The organism is Roseateles chitinivorans (genome assembly GCF_050632235.1).
In the GTDB taxonomy this organism is placed as follows: domain Bacteria; phylum Pseudomonadota; class Gammaproteobacteria; order Burkholderiales; family Burkholderiaceae_C; genus Roseateles; species Roseateles chitinivorans_A.
The window spans coordinates 3,388,631-3,406,133 of record NZ_CP192584.1; the positions used below are offsets into that span (position 1 = coordinate 3,388,631).

At 67.5% G+C, this 17,503-nt stretch carries 15 protein-coding genes and 6 tRNA genes; 14 read left to right on the top strand and 7 right to left on the bottom strand.

Annotated elements, in window-relative coordinates:
* Positions 1-87: 87 nt before the first annotated feature.
* The 12 genes from folC to ACQ859_RS15565 all read left to right on the top strand — a co-directional run bounded on the left by folC (position 88) and on the right by ACQ859_RS15565 (position 8,427).
* The gene (gene folC / locus ACQ859_RS15510) at positions 88-1,485 is read left to right on the top strand and encodes a bifunctional tetrahydrofolate synthase/dihydrofolate synthase (RefSeq protein ID WP_431261702.1); all 1,398 of its coding nucleotides are present in this window, start codon (positions 88-90) and stop codon (positions 1,483-1,485) included.
* Positions 1,486-1,649: 164 nt separating this feature from the next.
* Positions 1,650-2,624, top strand: a complete 975-nt coding sequence (locus tag ACQ859_RS15515) for an SPOR domain-containing protein (protein WP_431261703.1) — start codon at positions 1,650-1,652, stop codon at positions 2,622-2,624.
* Between the two features lie 65 nt (positions 2,625-2,689).
* Positions 2,690-3,178 (top strand): CvpA family protein, encoded by a 489-nt coding sequence (locus tag ACQ859_RS15520; RefSeq protein ID WP_431261704.1) that lies wholly within the window; start codon positions 2,690-2,692, stop codon positions 3,176-3,178.
* 71 nt (positions 3,179-3,249) lie between these two features.
* Positions 3,250-4,761, top strand: a complete 1,512-nt coding sequence (purF, locus tag ACQ859_RS15525; protein WP_431261705.1) for an amidophosphoribosyltransferase — start codon at positions 3,250-3,252, stop codon at positions 4,759-4,761.
* A complete protein-coding gene (locus ACQ859_RS15530) occupies positions 4,761-5,996 on the top strand; it encodes an O-succinylhomoserine sulfhydrylase (RefSeq protein ID WP_431261706.1) in 1,236 nt (411 codons plus the stop codon). The genes purF and ACQ859_RS15530 overlap by 1 nt, the downstream gene beginning before the upstream one ends.
* A 27-nt stretch (positions 5,997-6,023) precedes the next feature.
* Positions 6,024-7,391, top strand: coding sequence for a glutamate--tRNA ligase (gene gltX, locus ACQ859_RS15535; protein WP_431266561.1), 1,368 nt, complete (start codon positions 6,024-6,026; stop codon positions 7,389-7,391).
* A 144-nt stretch (positions 7,392-7,535) separates the two neighbouring features.
* Positions 7,536-7,611 (top strand) — tRNA-Ala (locus tag ACQ859_RS15540).
* Between the two features lie 42 nt (positions 7,612-7,653).
* Positions 7,654-7,729 (top strand) — tRNA-Glu (locus ACQ859_RS15545).
* Positions 7,730-7,911: 182 nt separating this feature from the next.
* Positions 7,912-7,988 (top strand) — tRNA-Asp (locus ACQ859_RS15550).
* A 47-nt stretch (positions 7,989-8,035) separates the two neighbouring features.
* A tRNA-Ala gene (locus tag ACQ859_RS15555) sits at positions 8,036-8,111 on the top strand.
* 61 nt (positions 8,112-8,172) lie between these two features.
* Positions 8,173-8,248, top strand: a tRNA-Glu gene (locus ACQ859_RS15560).
* Positions 8,249-8,350: 102 nt separating this feature from the next.
* Positions 8,351-8,427 (top strand) — tRNA-Asp (locus ACQ859_RS15565).
* Positions 8,428-8,510: 83 nt separating this feature from the next.
* On the opposite strand, the gene ACQ859_RS15570 is transcribed toward ACQ859_RS15565, so the two are convergent.
* Together ACQ859_RS15570 and lexA are read right to left on the bottom strand one after the other, a co-directional pair.
* Positions 8,511-8,816: a helix-hairpin-helix domain-containing protein gene (locus tag ACQ859_RS15570; RefSeq protein ID WP_431261707.1), complete on the bottom strand. Its 306-nt coding sequence runs from the start codon at positions 8,814-8,816 to the stop codon at positions 8,511-8,513.
* A gap of 13 nt (positions 8,817-8,829) precedes the next feature.
* Complete coding sequence (gene lexA / locus ACQ859_RS15575; protein WP_431046562.1) at positions 8,830-9,507, bottom strand: transcriptional repressor LexA; 678 nt, start codon at positions 9,505-9,507, stop codon at positions 8,830-8,832.
* Positions 9,508-9,623: 116 nt separating this feature from the next.
* Here lexA and ACQ859_RS15580 point away from each other — a divergent pair, with 116 nt between their 5' ends.
* Positions 9,624-10,559, top strand: a complete 936-nt coding sequence (locus ACQ859_RS15580; protein ID WP_431261708.1) for an asparaginase — start codon at positions 9,624-9,626, stop codon at positions 10,557-10,559.
* 101 nt (positions 10,560-10,660) lie between these two features.
* Here the strand turns inward: ACQ859_RS15580 and ACQ859_RS15585 are convergent, their stop codons facing one another.
* Both ACQ859_RS15585 and ACQ859_RS15590 read right to left on the bottom strand, forming a co-directional pair.
* Positions 10,661-11,095: an organic hydroperoxide resistance protein gene (locus tag ACQ859_RS15585; protein ID WP_431046559.1), complete on the bottom strand. Its 435-nt coding sequence runs from the start codon at positions 11,093-11,095 to the stop codon at positions 10,661-10,663.
* A gap of 58 nt (positions 11,096-11,153) precedes the next feature.
* Complete coding sequence (locus ACQ859_RS15590; protein WP_431266562.1) at positions 11,154-11,645, bottom strand: MarR family winged helix-turn-helix transcriptional regulator; 492 nt, start codon at positions 11,643-11,645, stop codon at positions 11,154-11,156.
* A gap of 358 nt (positions 11,646-12,003) precedes the next feature.
* Here ACQ859_RS15590 and ACQ859_RS15595 point away from each other — a divergent pair, with 358 nt between their 5' ends.
* Positions 12,004-13,398 (top strand): hypothetical protein, encoded by a 1,395-nt coding sequence (locus ACQ859_RS15595; protein ID WP_431261709.1) that lies wholly within the window; start codon positions 12,004-12,006, stop codon positions 13,396-13,398.
* Positions 13,399-13,420: 22 nt separating this feature from the next.
* On the opposite strand, the gene ACQ859_RS15600 is transcribed toward ACQ859_RS15595, so the two are convergent.
* From ACQ859_RS15600 to dapE, 3 genes are read right to left on the bottom strand one after another with little or no spacing between them, the layout of a single operon-like run.
* Positions 13,421-15,442, bottom strand: coding sequence for an ATP-binding cassette domain-containing protein (locus ACQ859_RS15600; protein ID WP_431261710.1), 2,022 nt, complete (start codon positions 15,440-15,442; stop codon positions 13,421-13,423).
* A complete protein-coding gene (gene prmB, locus ACQ859_RS15605) occupies positions 15,439-16,341 on the bottom strand; it encodes a 50S ribosomal protein L3 N(5)-glutamine methyltransferase (RefSeq protein WP_431261711.1) in 903 nt (300 codons plus the stop codon). Before prmB ends, ACQ859_RS15600 begins: the two co-directional genes overlap by 4 nt.
* Positions 16,338-17,489 (bottom strand): succinyl-diaminopimelate desuccinylase, encoded by a 1,152-nt coding sequence (dapE, locus tag ACQ859_RS15610; RefSeq protein WP_431261712.1) that lies wholly within the window; start codon positions 17,487-17,489, stop codon positions 16,338-16,340. Before dapE ends, prmB begins: the two co-directional genes overlap by 4 nt.
* Positions 17,490-17,503: the final 14 nt, after the last annotated feature.

Sequence of the window (17,503 nt, forward strand, 5' to 3'; positions counted from 1 at the left end):
GCGAACCGCCTCCGGGGCGGTGACGGTACTCAGCACGGCCAGACCTCTCCCGGTCTGGCCGTCTTCATTTGAGCCTTGGAAATCCCGATGTCCTCCACTTCGTCCGCTTCGGCCTCCCCCGACGATCTCTCCGTTCCCGTGCTGACCCCCGGCGGCGATGCGCAGCAGGTGCTCGACGCCTGGCTGGCGCGCTGCGAGCGGCTGCACCCGAAGGAGATCGACATGACGCTGGCGCGCGTCGCCGAGATGCGCCAGCGCCTGAACCTGAACTTCGGTCCGGACACACCGGTCGTGATGGTCGCCGGCACGAACGGCAAGGGCTCGACCTGCGCCATGCTGGAGAGCGTCGCGCTGCAGGCGGGTTACCGCGTCGGCCTCTACATCAAGCCGCACCTGGTTCATTTTCAGGAGCGCTGCCGCGTCGGCGGCCGCCCGGTCGACGCCGCGGCGCTGCTGCCGCACTTCGAGGCAGTGGAGCAGGCCCGCGGCGACCTGGCGCTGACCTATTTCGAGTTCACCACGCTCGCGATCCTGCACAAGCTGGCGTCGGAACCGCTCGACCTGGTGATCCTGGAAGTCGGCCTCGGCGGGCGCCTGGACGCGGTGAACGTCATCGATGCCGACTGCAGCGTCATCACCAGCATCGACCTGGATCACACCGAGTATCTCGGCCCGGACCGCGAGTCCGTGGGGCGCGAGAAGGCGCACATCATGCGGCCGGGCAAGCCGGCGATCGTGTCCGATCCGATGCCGCCGGCGTCCATCGCGGCCTATGCCGAGTCCATCGGCGCCGAAGTGCGTCAGCTCGGGCGTGATTTCAGTTACTCGGGCGATCGGCAGCAGTGGCAGTGGGCCGGACGCGCGCGGCGCTACAGCGGCATGTCCTACCCGGCGCTGCGCGGCGTCAACCAGCTGCTGAACGCCTCCGGCGTGCTGGCGGTGTTCGAGGCGCTCTATGAGCGGCTCCCGATCTCCGCGCAGGCCGTGCGCGCGGGGTTGGCGCTGGTCGAGCTGCCGGGTCGCTTCCAGGTGATCCCGGGCTCGCCGATGCTGGTGATGGACGTCGCGCACAACCCGCATGCGGTGGCCGCGCTGGCGCAGAACCTCGACCAGATGGGCTTCTATCCGCGTACCCGGGCCGTGTTCGGCGCGATGGCGGACAAGGACCTCGCCAACATCCTCGCGCGCATTTCCCCGCTGATCGATCACTGGCATTTCTGCGACCTGCCGATCGCGCGTGCGGCGACCGCCCAGGCGCTGCAGGCGCGCTTCGACGAAGCCCGCGCCGCCGGCACGCTGCAAACCCCGAAGGACGTTGGCGTCTCGCTGCATGCGGACCCCGCATCGGCCCTGGCGGCGGCGGCGGCCGAGGCGGACCCCGCTGATAGAATTTTGGTCTTCGGTTCGTTCTTCACCGTGGGCGGCGTGCTCAAGAACGGCATCCCGAGACTGGGCGGCGGCGTCCAGCCGGAAGCCGAGTCTTGAATCGGGCGGCATTGAGCGCTTCGCAACGCTGCATTCGAATCTCTCGCAGTTGAAGTCGGCGGCCTCTGTCCGTATCTACGGAGGGGCCGCTTTCCGCTCCGGGGCCCCGGCCCCGAGGGCACTCCCGCGGCGACGGCGCGGCATCAACCAGGTTCTCCGAGTACATGGGTTTTCTGTCCTTCCTGAAGCGCGGCGAAGCGAAAGACTCCGGCGAGCGGAGCGGTGATCGCAGCGAGCGAAGCCGTTCCGGCGGCGACGGCGGGCGAGGGCGTTCCCGCGGCGGTGCGGAGGCGGTCGACGATGTCCAGCAACTGCGCCTGCGGGCGCGCCGGCGCCTGATCGGCGCCGCAGTGCTGGTGGGCGTGGCGGTGATCGTGTTCCCGCTGCTGTTCGAGACCCAGCCGCGGCCGATCCCCGTGGACCTGCCGATCGACATTCCGCGCAAGGATGGCGCCACGCCGTTGACCATTCCCGCGCCGGCCGCGCAGACCTCGCGTGGCCAGACCGCCGGGGGCGATGCGGGCCGCGGCATCATCACCGAGTCCGCCGAGCAGGCCGCGGCCGACCGCTCGGTCCCGCTGCCGAATGTGCCGCCGGAAGCGCCACGCGACCCGGTGGCCGACCAGGTGGCCCAGGCCATGCCCCCGACGCGCATGGACACCAAGCCGGACGAACGCGCCACGATCGCCGAGCCGGCCCGCCCGGCGCGTCTGGAGCCCAAGCCTGAACACAAGCCCGAGGTCAAGCCGGAGGCCAGACCGGAGCGCAGGCCCGAGCCCAAGGTCGAAACCAGGCCGGAACGCAAGCCTGATCCGAAGCCCGATACCCGCGCGGCGGACGCCGCCCGTGCGCAGGCGCTGCTGGAGGGGCGATCCTCCTCCGAGAAGAAGCCCGACGCCGCTGCCGCCGGGGCGCGGTTCATCGTGCAGGTCGGCGCCTACGCCGACGGCAAGGCCGCGCAGGACGTGCGGGCGAAGGTGGAACGCATGGGCCTGAAGACCTACACCCAATCGGTCGACACGGCGGACGGCAAGCGCATCCGCGTGCGGGTCGGGCCGTTCAACTCGCGCGAGGAGGCGGACAAGGTCGCGGCGAAGGTCCGCGGCGGCGGCCTGTCGTCGGCCGTGCTGACGCTCTGACGGGCCGGCACGGAGCACCCCACGATGCACGACCATGAACCCGTCGCCCACGCCCGATCGACACGATGAACTGGGTCGACCTTGCGCTGTTGAGCCTGCTGGTGGTGTCGGTGTTGCTGGGCGCCTGGCGCGGCCTGGTGTTCGAGCTCATGACGATCGCCGGCTGGCTGGTCGCGTATGCCGCGTCGCCCTTCGTGGCGCCGTTCATCGAGCGCTTCCTGCCCGCGGAGAAGATCGGCCCGTCGCTGATCCATGCCGTCGGTCTGGTGCTGGCCTTCATTCTGGTGCTGTTGATCTGGGGCCTGGGCGCCAAGCTGATCCGGGCACTGATCCACGCGACGCCGCTGGGCGTGCTGGACCGGCTCGGCGGCGCGGCCTTCGGCGTGCTGCGCGCGGCGCTGCTGGCGCTGCTGGCGACCGTGATCGTCGACATGACGCCGGCCGTGCGCTCGCGGCCATGGACCGAATCACAGATCGCGCCCTGGCTGCAGGCCACGCTCACGCAGGTGAAGCCGCTGTTGCCGGCGGCCCTGCAGGACTACATTCCGGCCTGAGCGTCACGAGCGCCCCGGCCGTCGCTTTTCTCGTCGTTTTCCTCCTGTTCCAGAAGCATTAAGGACCTCCCATGTGCGGCATCGTCGGTGTGATTTCCAAGGCGCCGGTCAACCAGCTGATCTATGACGCGCTGCTGCTGCTGCAGCATCGCGGCCAGGACGCGGCCGGCATCGTCACGATGCAAGGCAACAAGTGCTTCATGCACAAGGCGCGCGGCATGGTGCGCGACGTCTTCCGCACCCGCAACATGCGCGGACTGCCGGGCACCGTCGGCCTGGGCCAGGTCCGTTATCCGACGGCGGGCAATGCCTATTCCGAGGAAGAGGCGCAGCCGTTCTACGTCAACGCGCCCTACGGCATCGTGCTGGTCCACAACGGCAACCTGACCAACGCGCATGCGTTGAAGGCCGAGCTGTTCGACGTCGACCGCCGCCACATCAACACCGAGAGCGACACCGAAGTCCTGATCAACGTGCTCGCGCACGAGCTGGAGATGGCCGGCCGCGACCTGCCGTTGACGCCGGCGCAGATCTTCAAGGCCGTGGGCACCGTGCACAAGCGCATCAAGGGCTCGTACGCCGTGATCGCGTTGATCGCCGGGCATGGGCTGCTCGCCTTCCGCGACCCCTACGGCATCCGTCCGCTGTGCTTCGGCCAGGCGGCCGACGGCGAGGTGATGGTCGCCAGCGAAAGCGTGGCGCTCGAAGGCACCGGCCATGTGCTGACGCGCGACCTCGCGCCCGGCGAGGCCCTGTTCATCGACACCGCCGGCACGGTCCATACGCAGCAGTGCGCCGAGAACCCGACGCTGAATCCCTGCATGTTCGAGTTCGTCTACCTGGCGCGCCCGGACTCGGTGATGGATGGCATCTCGGTCTACCAGGCCCGCCTGAACATGGGCGAGACGCTGGCCCAGCGCCTGATCTCGACGATCCCGCCGAGCGAGATCGACGTGGTGATCCCCATCCCCGAATCGAGCCGGCCATCGGCGATGCAACTCGCGCACCGCATCGGCAAGCCGTACCGCGAGGGCTTCGTCAAGAACCGCTACGTCGGCCGGACCTTCATCATGCCGGGCCAGTCCACGCGCAAGAAGTCGGTGCGCCAGAAGCTCAACGCAATCGGCCTCGAGTTCAAGGGGCGCAACGTGCTGCTGGTCGACGACTCCATCGTGCGCGGCACGACCTCCAAGGAGATCGTCCAGATGGCCCGCGAGGCCGGCGCGAACAAGGTCTACCTGGCCTCGGCCGCGCCGCCGGTGCGCTTCCCCAACGTGTACGGCATCGACATGCCGACCAAGGAAGAGTTGATCGCCCACGGCCGCTCGATCGAGGAGATCCGCCAGTTCATCGGCGCCGACGCGCTGATCTACCAGGACGTCGACGCGATGAAGCGCGTGGTCGGCCAACTGCGCCCGGGTCTCAACGGCTTCGAGGCCTCGTGCTTCGACGGCACCTACATCACCGGCGACGTCTCGGTCGAGGACTTCGCGACCATGCAGGCGCAACGCAAGTCGCAGCCCGAGGAAGAAGACCTGCCGGCGCGCAGCCGCCTGGCGCTGCAGAGCGGTGGGGACCAGTGATGAGCAACGAGAAGAAGGGCGGCATCCCGCGCGTGGACCTGCCGGCCGACGTCCGTCTGGACACGCTCGCCGTCCGCGAGGGCCTGCCGCCGTCGCCCTGGGGCGAGAACTCGGAAGCGCTGTACCTGACCAGCTCCTTCGTGCATCCGGACGCGGCCACCGCCGCGCGCCGCTTCGCCAACGAGGAGGAGGCCTTCGTCTACAGCCGCTTCTCGAATCCGACGGTCATGATGATGGAGCGCCGGCTCGCCGCGCTCGAAGGCACCGAGGCCTGCATCGCGACCTCGTCCGGTATGTCAGCGATCATGCTGCTGGTGATGGGCCTGCTGAAGTCCGGCGACCATGTGGTGTGCTCGCGCTCGGTGTTCGGCTCGACCATCAAGCTGCTGCAGGGCGAGTTCGGCAAGTTCGGTGTCCAGACGACCTTCGTGTCGCAGACCGATCTGGCCGAGTGGAAGAACGCGCTGCAGCCCAACACCAAGCTGTTGTTCGCCGAGACACCGACCAATCCGCTGACCGAGGTCTGCGACGTCGCCGCGCTGGCGGAGATCGCGCACGCGCACGGCGCGCTGCTGGCGGTCGACAACTGCTTCGCCTCGCCCGCGCTGCAGCAGCCGACGAAGATGGGCGCGGACTTCATCATCCATTCCGGCACCAAGTACCTCGACGGTCAGGGCCGCGTGATCGCGGGCGCGATCTGCGCCTCCGCGAAACACGTCGACGAGGTGTTCACGCCGGTGATGCGCTCGGTCGGCATGTCGCTGTCGCCGTTCAACGCCTGGGTCGTGCTCAAGGGCATGGAGACGCTGTCGGTGCGCATGAAGGCGCAGACCGCCAGCGCCGCCGTGCTGGCCGAATGGCTGGAAGCGCATCCCGGCATCGAGCGCGTCTACTACCCGGGCCTGAAGTCGCATCCGCAGCATGAGCTCGCGATGCGCCAGCAAGGCGGGCAGGGCGGGGCGGTGGTGTCCTTCATCGTGAAGAGCCACGCGGACGACAAGGGCCGCGCCGCCGCCTTCCACGTCATCGACCACACGAAGATCTGCTCGATCACCGCCAACCTCGGCGACACCAAGACCACCATCACGCATCCGGCCAGCACCTCGCACGGCCGGCTCACCGAGCCGCAGCGCCAGGCGGCCGGCATCACGCAGGGCCTGATCCGCGTCGCGGTCGGCCTGGAAGACATCGAAGACATCAAGGCCGACCTGGCCCGCGGTTTGAATTCCCTATGACGACTCCCTCCCCCGGTCCGCACCCGCATCGCCCCGTCGCCGACGGGCTTCCTGCACCTCGGCACGGCGCGCACGGCGCTGTTCTCGTGGGCCTACGCGCGCCATCACGGCGGCGAATTCGTGCTGCGCATCGAGGACACCGACGTCGCGCGCTCGACGCAGGATTCGGTCGAGCAGATCCTCGCCTCGATGACGTGGCTGGGTCTCGAGTACGACGAGGGCCCGATCTACCAGATGCAGCGCCTGGAGCGCTATCACGCGGTCATCGAGCAGATGATCGCGGCCGGCACCGCCTACCGCTGCTACTGCTCGCCCGAAGAGCTCACCGCGATGAAGGATGCCCAGCACGCCCGGGGAGAGAAGCGCCGCTATGACGGCACCTGGCGTCCGGAAGCGGGCAAGACCTTGCCGACGATTCCCGCGGGCATCGAGCCGGTGGTGCGCTTCAAGAATCCGATCGACGGGGATGTGACCTGGGACGACCTCGTCAAGGGGCCGATCACGATCAACAACCGGGAGATCGACGACCTGATCCTGCTGCGTCCGGACGGCGTGCCGACCTACAACTTCGCGGTCGTGATCGACGACTGGGACATGAAGATCACCCACGTCTTCCGCGGCGACGAGCACATCAACAACACGCCCTGGCAGATCAACCTCTTCAACGCGCTGGGCGCGGCGCTGCCTGCGTTCGGACATATCCCGGTGATCCTGGGCGACGACGGCCTGAAGCTGTCCAAGCGCCGCGGCGCGGTCAGCGTCACCGCGTACGAGGAGAACGGCTATCTGCCCGAGGCGATGCTGAACTACCTGTCGCGCCTGGGCTGGAGCCACGGCGACGACGAGCTCTACAGCGTGGAGCAACTGGTGTCGTGGTTCGACGGCAGCCACATCTCCAAGAGCCCCGCGCAGTGGGATCCGGCCAAGCTGGAGTGGGTCAACTCGCACTACATCAAGCAGGCGGACGACGCGCGCCTGGCGGCGCTGGTCGCGGCGCAACTGGTCAAGCGCGGCCTGTCCGCGCCGGAGCGCCTCGAGGCGATGTGCGGCCTGTTCAAGGACCGCTGCAGCACGACCGTGGCATTGACGGACTGGCTGGCGATGTATGTGTCGCCGGTGACGATCAGCGACGCGGACCGCGCGCAGCACCTGACCGACGCGGTGAAGCCGGCCGTGCTGGCACTGGCGGAGAAACTCGAGGCGCTGGCGGTCTGGGACAAGCCCTCGATCAGCGCCGCGATCAAGGAAACGATCACTGCCCACAGCATGAAGATGCCGCAACTGGCGATTCCCGTGCGGGTGCTGGCCTGCGGCCGTTCGCAGACACCGTCGGTGGATGCGGTGCTGGAACTTTTCGACAAAGAAATTTTGTTGAACCGCTTGCGCTCTGTTTAAAACTCGATCTATACTCTCGTTCTCGCTTGAACAGCGCGTTGTTCGAAACGAACTTCGAAGCGGCAGACGATGAATCTAAACGGGGAGCGCGAGCTCCCCGATGAAATTCAGAAGCCGAAAAGAAGCCGGATCGAATTCCCCGAAGGGGGTATAGCTCAGCTGGGAGAGCGCTTGCATGGCATGCAAGAGGTCAGCGGTTCGATCCCGCTTACCTCCACCAAACCTCGGTTTGCGTGGCGCGCGGTTCAAGGAAGAAGGTTCAGTCCCCTTCGTCTAGAGGCCTAGGACACCACCCTTTCACGGTGGCTACAGGGGTTCGAATCCCCTAGGGGACGCCAAGTTTCGAACTTGGTTATTGACCAGAGATTGAACGAGAAAATCGAAAAATTCTTCGGAAATCGATTTGATCGTTGTCAAAATCAGGTACAGTAACGAAATCGACGCAGAGATGACATCAAGCAATTGATGAAGTCGACGCAGGAAGAGTTTGATGCGACGGATCGAAAGATCTTGAGTATCTGGAGTGGTAGTTCAGTTGGTTAGAATACCGGCCTGTCACGCCGGGGGTCGCGGGTTCGAGCCCCGTCCACTCCGCCAACACAGTTGAGACTCGGGCAGCGTACCGATTCGATGCGAAAGCATTCGGGGGTATAGCTCAGCTGGGAGAGCGCTTGCATGGCATGCAAGAGGTCAGCGGTTCGATCCCGCTTACCTCCACCACAACATCTTCGGGTGGGATGGTTGCAAGGTACGCGCAGTTCGAGTCAAGACAGCAAGTCCAGTCCCCTTCGTCTAGAGGCCTAGGACACCACCCTTTCACGGTGGCTACAGGGGTTCGAATCCCCTAGGGGACGCCAAGTTTGACAAGGCTTGGCTGCATCACGGTTCTGTTTGGAACCGCTTGCTTGCAGCGAAACTTGTTCGCAAATGATATCGATGCACTCAATAGCGTCGTATCTGGAGTGGTAGTTCAGTTGGTTAGAATACCGGCCTGTCACGCCGGGGGTCGCGGGTTCGAGCCCCGTCCACTCCGCCAACATTCAAACCCTGTCGATGAAAGTCGACAGGGTTTTTTCTTTGTGCATTCGATTGCATCGATTGCGTTTGATGGGTCTGCGATCAGAGGTCCGGATACTCGCGCTTGCGCTGCGCCGTATAACTCCACCAATCCCGCGACGGACCGCCGTTCATGAAATCGACGGCCGCCATATAGGTATCCAGCACGCACGGATCGTGCCGCCGACCGGTGAGTTTGCAAATCCGCTGATACAGCGCGAACGCATCGGCACCCACGAGATCCGCCGGCTGATGAATTCCCATCAGCTCGAAATCCCGCACCATCGCCGGGCCAATGTTGGGAATCTGCCGAAGCGACGCACAGTCGGCGGCCGAAGCCGCTTTGGTGTGCGTCTTTCGCGCGTTCATGATGGCGCGTTGCTCAGTGGAAGCCGCCGGAGCGGATCAGGCCCACCGCCAGGCCTTCGATGGCGAACTGCTCGTCGGGCGTGACCTCGATCGGCTCGAAGTCCGGATTTTCGGGCAGCAGGCGGATGCCGTCGGCATGGCGCTGGAAGCGCTTCACGGTGACCTCTTCCCCGATCCGTGCCACGACGACCTGACCGTTGCGGGCCTCGCTGATCTTCTGAACCGCGAGCAGGTCACCATCCATGATGCCGATGTCCTTCATGCTCATGCCTTTCACGCGCAGGAGGAAGTCGGGCGCCTTCGAGAACATCGAGGGGTCGACGCTATAGTGCTGCTCGACATGTTCCTCGGCCAGGATGGGCGCGCCGGCGGCAACGCGGCCCACGAGCGGCAGCGTCAGCTGCGCGAGGCTCGCCAACGGCAGCGCGAACTGGCTGTGTTCCCGGGCGCGGTTGACCTGCCGCAGCGCCGTCGACGGCAGCCGGATCCCGCGGGCGGTGCCACCCACCAGTTCGATGACGCCCTTGCGCGCCAAGGCCTGCAGGTGTTCCTCGGCCGCGTTGGCGGACTTGAAGCCGAGCTGCTGCGCGATCTCCGCGCGGGTGGGCGGCGATCCGGTGCTCTCGATGCTGTCGCGGACCAGATCGAAGATCTGCTGTTGCCGGGCAGTGAGTTTGGGCGGAGTGTCCACGAGCAAGCCTTTGTTCGATTGAGGGGCGGATGTCGAAGACGCGGCGACCTTGAAGTGGTTCAAAAGCCGCCTGAGAATTCATCCAGCATCTGGATTTTTATACAGGAGACGAGAAATTGCAAAGTGCGGCCCAGACCCTCGTGATCATCGGCACCGGCGGGACCATCGCCGGCGCCTCCGGCAGGGCGACGGACAACGTCGGCTACAAGGCCGGCTCGCTGTCGGTCGAGTCGCTGGTGGGCGCGGTACCGGCGTTGGCGGCCAAGCAGCTCGAGGCTGAGCAACTGGCGCAGCTCGACAGCAAGGACATGGATCACGCGACCTGGGCGCGCCTCGCGCGTCGGGTGCGGGAGCACCTGGATCGTCCCGAGGTGCGCGGCATCGTGATCACGCACGGCACCGATACGCTCGAGGAAACCGCCTACCTGTTGCAGCGCGTGCTCGCGCCCGAGAAGCCGGTGGTGCTGACGGCGGCGATGCGCCCGGCGACGGCCATCCAGGCGGATGGTCCGCAGAACCTTCTCGACGCGGTGGCCGTGGCCGAGACCGAAGGCGTACGTGGCGTGGTCGCCGTGGTCGCGGGCCAGGTCTTGTCAGGGCTGGAGCTGCGCAAGACGCACACGTATCGGCTCGATGCCTTCGAGGCCGGTGCCGATGCCGGTCCGCTGGGTGTGGTGGAGGAGGGCGTCGTGCGCCGCTTGCGCGACTGGCCGCAGGGCGAGGCGTTGGGCGCTGGCGTGCTGCCTGAAGACGCGTCGCGGTGGCCGTGGGTCGAGGTCCTTGCCAGCCATGCGGGCGCCGATGCGCGTTCGCTCGAAGCATGGCGCGCGGCCGGACTGCAGGGCCTGGTGCTGGCCTGCACGGGGAACGGCACGCTGAACCAGGCGCTGGAAGCGCCGGTGCAGGCGCTGAAGGACGCGGGCGTTCCGGTCTGGCGCACGACACGTTGCGCGCAGGGGCGCATCGTCGGCGCGAACGACGAGCCTGCCGCGGCGTTGTCGCCCTGGGCCGCGCGCATCGAATTGATGCTCACGCTGCTGCAGTCGCGCTGATGCGCTCGCGCATCGCGCATGGCCGATCGGGCCAACGACAAAGCGCCGGCATTGCCGGCGCTTTTTTCATCGCGAATCCGGAACGAGCCGGATCCGGACGATCAGACGATCGTCAGCGTGACGTCGATGTTGCCGCGGGTGGCGTTCGAGTACGGGCAGACCTCGTGCGCCTCGGCGACCAGCTTCTCCAGCGCGGCGCGGTCCATGCCCGGCACCGAGATCTTCATCGACACGGCGATGCCGAAGGCGCCCGGCTTGTTGGCGTGGGGGCCGATGCCGACTTCGCTGGTGATCGAGACTTCGGCCGGCAGGGCGACCTTGTTGCGGCCGGAGACGGCCTTCATCGCGCCGATGAAGCAGGCCGAGTAGCCGGCGGCGAACAGCTGTTCCGGGTTGGTGCCGGCGCCATCGTCGCCGCCCAGCGCCTTGGGCGTGGACAGCTGGACCTTCAGGCGGTCGTCGGACGATTGCGCGGTGCCTTGACGGCCGCCGGTGGCGGTGGCGGTGGCGGTGTAGAGGGCTTTTTCGATGGCCATGTGAGGCTCCTTGGTGGTGATGGGTGAAGGTGGGTGGGGGTGAACGGACAACTCGGGGTCAGGTCTCGCCATCCTCGTCGGCGGGGACGGGAAGGGCGGGATCGCGTGCCAGGTGGGTCAGGACGTTGGCTCGCAATTCATGCAGGCGTTTTGTCAGCGATTCCAGTTCGGCAGGGCCGCAGGCGCTGGCGCAGGCCAGTTGCTCGGGGATGACGACGGCCTGGGCGCGCAGCGCGCGGCCGGCGGCCGTCAGATGGATCTCGACGCGGCGCTCGTCGGCCAGCGCGCGGCGCCGCTCGATGAGGCCGTTCGCCTCCAGGCGCTTCAGCAGCGGCGTCAGCGTGCCGGAGTCCAGGTTCAGACGTTGCCCCAGTTCGGACACGCTCGGGCCGTCCGTCTCCCACAGCACCAGCATCGCCAAGTACTGCGGATAGGTCAGGCCCAGCGGAGCCAGCAACGGCTTGTAGAGCTTCGTCATCGCCAGCGAGGTCGAATAGAGCGCGAAGCACAGCTGGACGTCGAGCTTCAGCCAGTCCGTGCCCGCGGGCATCGGCTGGTCGCGGACGTCGGCCAGGTCGGCGGTGTCCTGCGGGTTGAAGGGTGTCGTGTTCGGCATGAAGTGAACTATAGCGAGCAATTTAATTGCTCGCAATTGAAATGGTCTTTAACCTTCGTTGAGCGTGGCTATCGGCTGGTCACCGACCCTTCGACGGCCACCTCACGTCGGGTTCGTAGCTTGCGGGATTACCCGTATTCCGGGGCGTGGGGGAAACCCGAGACACTGCGCTCGCCTCCGAGAGGCGCCAGCGACGCCAGGCAGGGATCCGAAAGAGATCCCCGGTGCCGGTGGATCAAGAACGCGGCATGGCGGCATCGTCCGGGACCAGGCCCACTCACAGGGAATTTCCATGAACAAGATTTTCAAGCGGCACCTGCCGCAGGCTCTGCCGTGGCTGATCGTTGCCTCGGCCGCATCGGCCCAGACCACCGTCATCGTCGACAACAGCTCGCCCGGCTTCTCCAGTAGTGGGATCTGGTCGTCGTCGACCGCCGGATCGCCCACCTTTGCCGGTACCGATCACCTCGTCGCCCCCGGGCTGAACAGCATCGTCGACAACGCGTCGCCGCAGTTCTCCAAGGTCGGCAACTGGACCGTGCGGACCGACGGCACGCGGATCTACGGCGCCAACTTCCTCACCGCGCCGGTGACGCCCCGGTTCCCCCACCACTATCCCGTGGTGATCGTCGACAACAAGACCAACGACACCTTCACCCGGGGGCAAGTGGATTGGCCGACCTCGCAATCGCTGTCCGGTTATCACGGGGAGGATTACGCGGCCTACGAGGTGACCTACCAGAACGTGTCGAAGGTGACCGCCATGACGTACCAGTCGCGGACCCTGTACGGCGGGACGGGGATACGGGATGTGAGACTGTCGGCGCGTTGGCCGGTGTCCTCGACGAACGCCAGCAACGCCGTCGTGCGCGTGCGCCTGGACTCGATGCCGAACTCGCCGCAGATCGCGCAATACACGGTGAACCAGCGCACCCTCTCCGGGGAATGGCAGGCGCTGGGCACATTCTCGGTGGCGGGTGAGGACAAACTGCGCATCGAGTTCGACGCCACCAACGCCGACGGCCGCGTGATCGCGGATGCGATCAAGCTGGAACAGGTCGAGAGCAGTCCGGTGGCCGCCGCGCGCTGGAACCTGCCGACCAACGGGCCTGGCGATTTCATGGTCTACGCCCGCTGGCCGGCCTTCGCCGGCGCGGGGTCGGGTACGCCGGTCTGGACGCTGGTCGGCGGACAGGGCACCACCACGCCGGGCGTCGGCACGAATGACCTGTCGCAGGCACGCGTGCCGGGCCTGTGGACCGCCATCGGCCGCGTCAACCTGCGCGGCTCGCAGCCGAACTACGTGCTGCTCGAGGACTCGGGGTCGACGTCCTCCGGCGTGATCGCCGCGGACGCGGTGGTGGTCACGCAGTACGGCTACTTCCCGATCGTGACGTGGAACGTCGCCGTCGAAGGGCAGACGACGGACGTCTACGCGCAATGGTCGGCCGACTCGACACGCGCGGCGGATGCGCAATATGCGATCGCGTACTGGGATGCGAGCTGCACACGGCAGACCTTGGCGGTGACCGTGGATCAACGCGACGCCGGCGCTGCGACCGGCGCCTACCTGGGCCGCATCACGACGGGCGCGTGCTCGCTGGGGCGCAGCATCCGGGTGCAGCTGATGCCCGGCAGCGGCGTCGGCACGCTGTCGGCGGACGCGATCCGTTTCGTGAGCTTCTGACGGTGCGCAGCGGGCGGCGGGCTCAGCCCGCCGCCTGGATCGCGTCCACCTGCTCGCTGAGTTCCAGCCAGCGCAATTCCGCGGCTTCGACCTCGTCGCCGATGGCCTTCAGGCGCTTGCCGGCATCCGCGATCTGAGCGGGCGTCTGGCCGGCGGCTGACAACTGCGCCTCGAGCGCGGCGCGCTCGACGGTCCACGCCTTCATGCGGGCGTCGATCTGCTCCATCTCCTTGCGCAGCGGGCGTGTCTGCTCGGACAGCTTCTGGCGGGCCTGGCCGCTGAGCTTGCGGTCCTCGCGCTTGACCGGGGCGGCCGGCACCGCCGGCGCGGCGACCACGGGCGCCGCCGCCACGGCGACAGGGGCCGGTGCGGGGGCGGAGGCCGCGCTGCTGGCGCGCGCGCTGCGCAGCGCCTGCTTGGCTTCCTCCTTCGCGAGCTTCGCGGCTTCCTTGGAGCGATCCAGCAACCAGCGCTGGTAGTCGTCCAGGTCGCCGTCGAAGGGCGCGAGCTTGCCGTCCGCCACCAGCCAGAACTCGTCGCAGACCTCGCGCAGCAGCGCACGGTCGTGGCTGACCAGCATGACGGTGCCTTCGAACTCGTTGAGCGCCATCGACAGCGCCTCGCGCGTCTGCAGGTCCAGATGGTTGGTCGGTTCGTCCAGCAGCAGCAGGTTGGGGCGCTGCCAGACCAGCATCGCCAGCACCAGTCGCGCCTTCTCACCGCCCGACAGGCTGCCCACCTCCTGGTTGACCATGTCGCCGACGAAGCGGAACTGGCCGAGGAAGTCGCGCAGTTCCTGCTCGCGGGCGTTCGGGCTGACCTCCTTGGCCAGGCGGATCATGTGCATCAGCGGGCCCTCGTCGGGCCGCAGCACGTCCATCTCCTGCTGCGCGAAGTAGCCGATCGACAGGCCCTTGCCTTCGGTGATCGTGCCGCCCATCGCGCGCTGCATGCGCGCCACCGTCTTCACGAAGGTCGACTTGCCCTGGCCGTTCGCGCCCAGGATGCCGAAGCGCTGGCCGGCCAGCACCGAGCGGTCGATGCCGCGCACGATGACCTTCTCGCCCTCGTCGGTGTCGTAGCCGACCGAGACCGTGTCGAACATCAGCATCGGATTGGGCAGGTTCTGCGGCTCGCGGAACTCGAAGCTGAAGTCCGACGCCGTCAGTACCGGCGCAAGGCGCTCCATGCGTTCCAGCGCCTTCACCCGGCTCTGCGCCTGCTTGGCCTTGCTGGCCTTGGCCTTGAAGCGGTCGATGAACTTCTGCAGATGCGCCATGCGCTCCTGCTGCTTGCTGAAGGCCTGCTGCTGCTGGAGCATGCGCTCGGCGCGCATCGATTCGAACGCCGTGTAGTTGCCGCCGTAGCGGTGCAGCTTGGCCTCGTCCAGATGCAGCGTGACCTTGGTGATCGCGTCCAGGAACTCGCGGTCATGGCTGATGATGATCATCGTGCCTTCATAGCGCTGCAGCCACGCTTCCAGCCAGACCAGGGCGTCCAGGTCCAAGTGGTTGGTGGGTTCGTCCAGCAGCATCAGGTCGGACGGGCACATCAGCGCGCGCGCCAGCTGCAGCCGCATGCGCCAGCCGCCGGAGAAGCTGTTGACCGGCGCGTCGACCTGTGCGCCCTTGAAGCCCAGGCCCATCATCAGCGCCTGCGCGCGGGCGGGGGCGTCGAGGCTGCCGGCATCCATCAGCTGCGCGTAGGCATCGGCGATGGCATGGCCGTCGTCGGCCGCCTCGGCCTCGGCCAGCGCCTTGCGCGCGGCCATCAGGCGGACGTCGCCCTCCAGCACGAACTCGGTGGCCGGCATGTCGGTCTCGGGCATGTGCTGCGCCACTTCGGCGAGCGCCCAGTGACGGGGGATCTCCACGTCGCCCTTGTCGCTGTGCAGGCGGTCGGTCAGCAGCGAGAACAGGCTGGACTTGCCCGCGCCGTTGCGGCCCACCAGGCCGACCTTCTCGCCGGGTTGCAGCACGACGTTCGCGTCATCGAGAACGACCTTGGTGCCGCGGCGCAGCACGATGTTGCGCAGCGTGATCATGGGGAAACTCCTTGTTCGTCTTCATGGCCGAAGCCCGCGGCGGCCAGCGCCTCGCGGGTCAGCAGCAGGACCTGGTCCTCGCCCGCGGAGGTCTCGAGCCAGGCGGCTTCGAGGTGCGGGAAGGCGGCTTCGAAAAATTCTCGCTCATTGCCGATCTCCAGGACCAGCACCGCGTGCGGCATCATCTGCGCGGGTGCGTCGGACAACAGCTTGCGGATGAAGTCCATGCCGTCGGCGCCACCCGCCAGGGCCAGTTCGGGCTCGGCGCGGTACTCGTGCGGCAGCGCCGCCATCGACGTGCTGTTCACGTACGGCGGGTTGCACAGGATCAGGTCGTACGGCCCTTGCGCCGGCGCGAGGCCGTCTCCCTGCAGCAGGCGGATGCGGTCGCCGAGCTGATGGCGCTCGACGTTGATCGCCGCGACCGCGAGCGCGTCGGCGCTCAGGTCGATCGCGTCGACCGCGACATCGGGCCAGGCCATCGCGGCGAGCACGGCGAGGCTGCCGTTGCCGGTGCACAGGTCGAGCACGCGGGTGGTCTGGTCCGACAGCCAGGCGTCGATGGTCGCGTCGGCCAGCAGCTCCGCGATGAAGCTGCGCGGCACGATGGCGCGCTCGTCGACGTAGAAGGGCACGCCCTGCAGCCACGCTTCGCGCGTCAGGTAGGCGGCGGGCTTGCGCGTCGCGATGCGCTCGGCGACCAGCGCCTCGACCTTTGCCCGGCCCGCCTCGTCGACGGCATCGGCCTCGTGGCCGTCCAGCGCGTCCAGCGGCAGGTCCAGCGCCCACAGGCTCAGCCAGGCGGCCTCGTCGAAGGCGTTCGTCGTGCCGTGCCCAAACGAAACGCCCGCCTCAAGGAGGCGGGCGGCCTGGGCCTCGATCAATTCCAACAGCGTCACAGCAGCAGGTTCTCCAGGGTGCGCCGGTAGATGCGCGTCAGGGGCGCGATCTGGTCCAGCGGCACGTATTCGTCGATCTTGTGGATGCTCGCATTGAGCGGTCCGAATTCCACCACCTGCGGGCAGAGCTTGGCGATGAAGCGGCCGTCCGAGGTGCCGCCGGTCGTGGACAACTCGGCGCTCACGCCGGTCTCGGCCTCGATGGCGGCGCTGATCGCGGCCGACAGCTCGCCCACCGGCGTCAGGAACGGCTCGCCGGACAGCGACCAGTCCAGCGTGTATTCCAGGCCATGACGGTCCAGCAGCGCGTGCACCCGTTGACGCAGCCCCTCCGGCGTCGACTCGGTCGAGAAACGGAAGTTGAAGTCCACCACCATCTCGCCGGGGATCACGTTGCCGGCGCCGGTACCGGCGGCGATGTTGGAGATCTGGAAGGTCGTCGGCGGGAAGTACGCGTTGCCATTATCCCATTCGCTCACGGCCAGCTCGGCCAGCGCCGGCGCGGCCTGATGGACCGGGTTGCGCGCGAGGTGCGGATAGGCGACGTGGCCCTGCACGCCGATCACGCGCAGCTTGCCGGACAGTGAGCCGCGGCGGCCGTTCTTGACGGTGTCGCCGAGGCGCTCGACCGAGGTCGGCTCGCCGACGATGCAGTAGTCGAGCCGCTCGCCGCGAGCGCGCAGACGCTCGACGCAGACGACGGTGCCGTCACGCGCCGGGCCTTCCTCGTCGCTGGTCAGCAGGAAGGCGACGCTGCCGCGGTGGTCCGGGTGCATCGCGGCGAAGTCCTCCGCGGCGACCACCATGGCCGCCAGCGAGGTCTTCATGTCCGCCGCGCCGCGCCCGTACAGGCGGTCGCCGCGCACGGTGGGGACGAAGGGATCGCTGGTCCACTTCGCGAGATCGCCGGTGGGCACGACGTCGGTATGGCCGGCGAAGACCAGCAGGGGGCCGTCCGACGACTGTCCGCGACGCACGGCCCACAGGTTGCTGACGTGGCAGTCGTCCGGCCCGCTGTCCATGCGCTCGAGCGTGAAGCCGGCGGCGGACAGCCGCGCGCCGATCAGGTCGAGGCAGCCGGCGTCGGCCGGTGTCACCGATGGGCGGGCGATCAGCTGCTCCAGCAGCGCGAGGGTCAGGTCGTCCATCGGTGGGAGAGGTC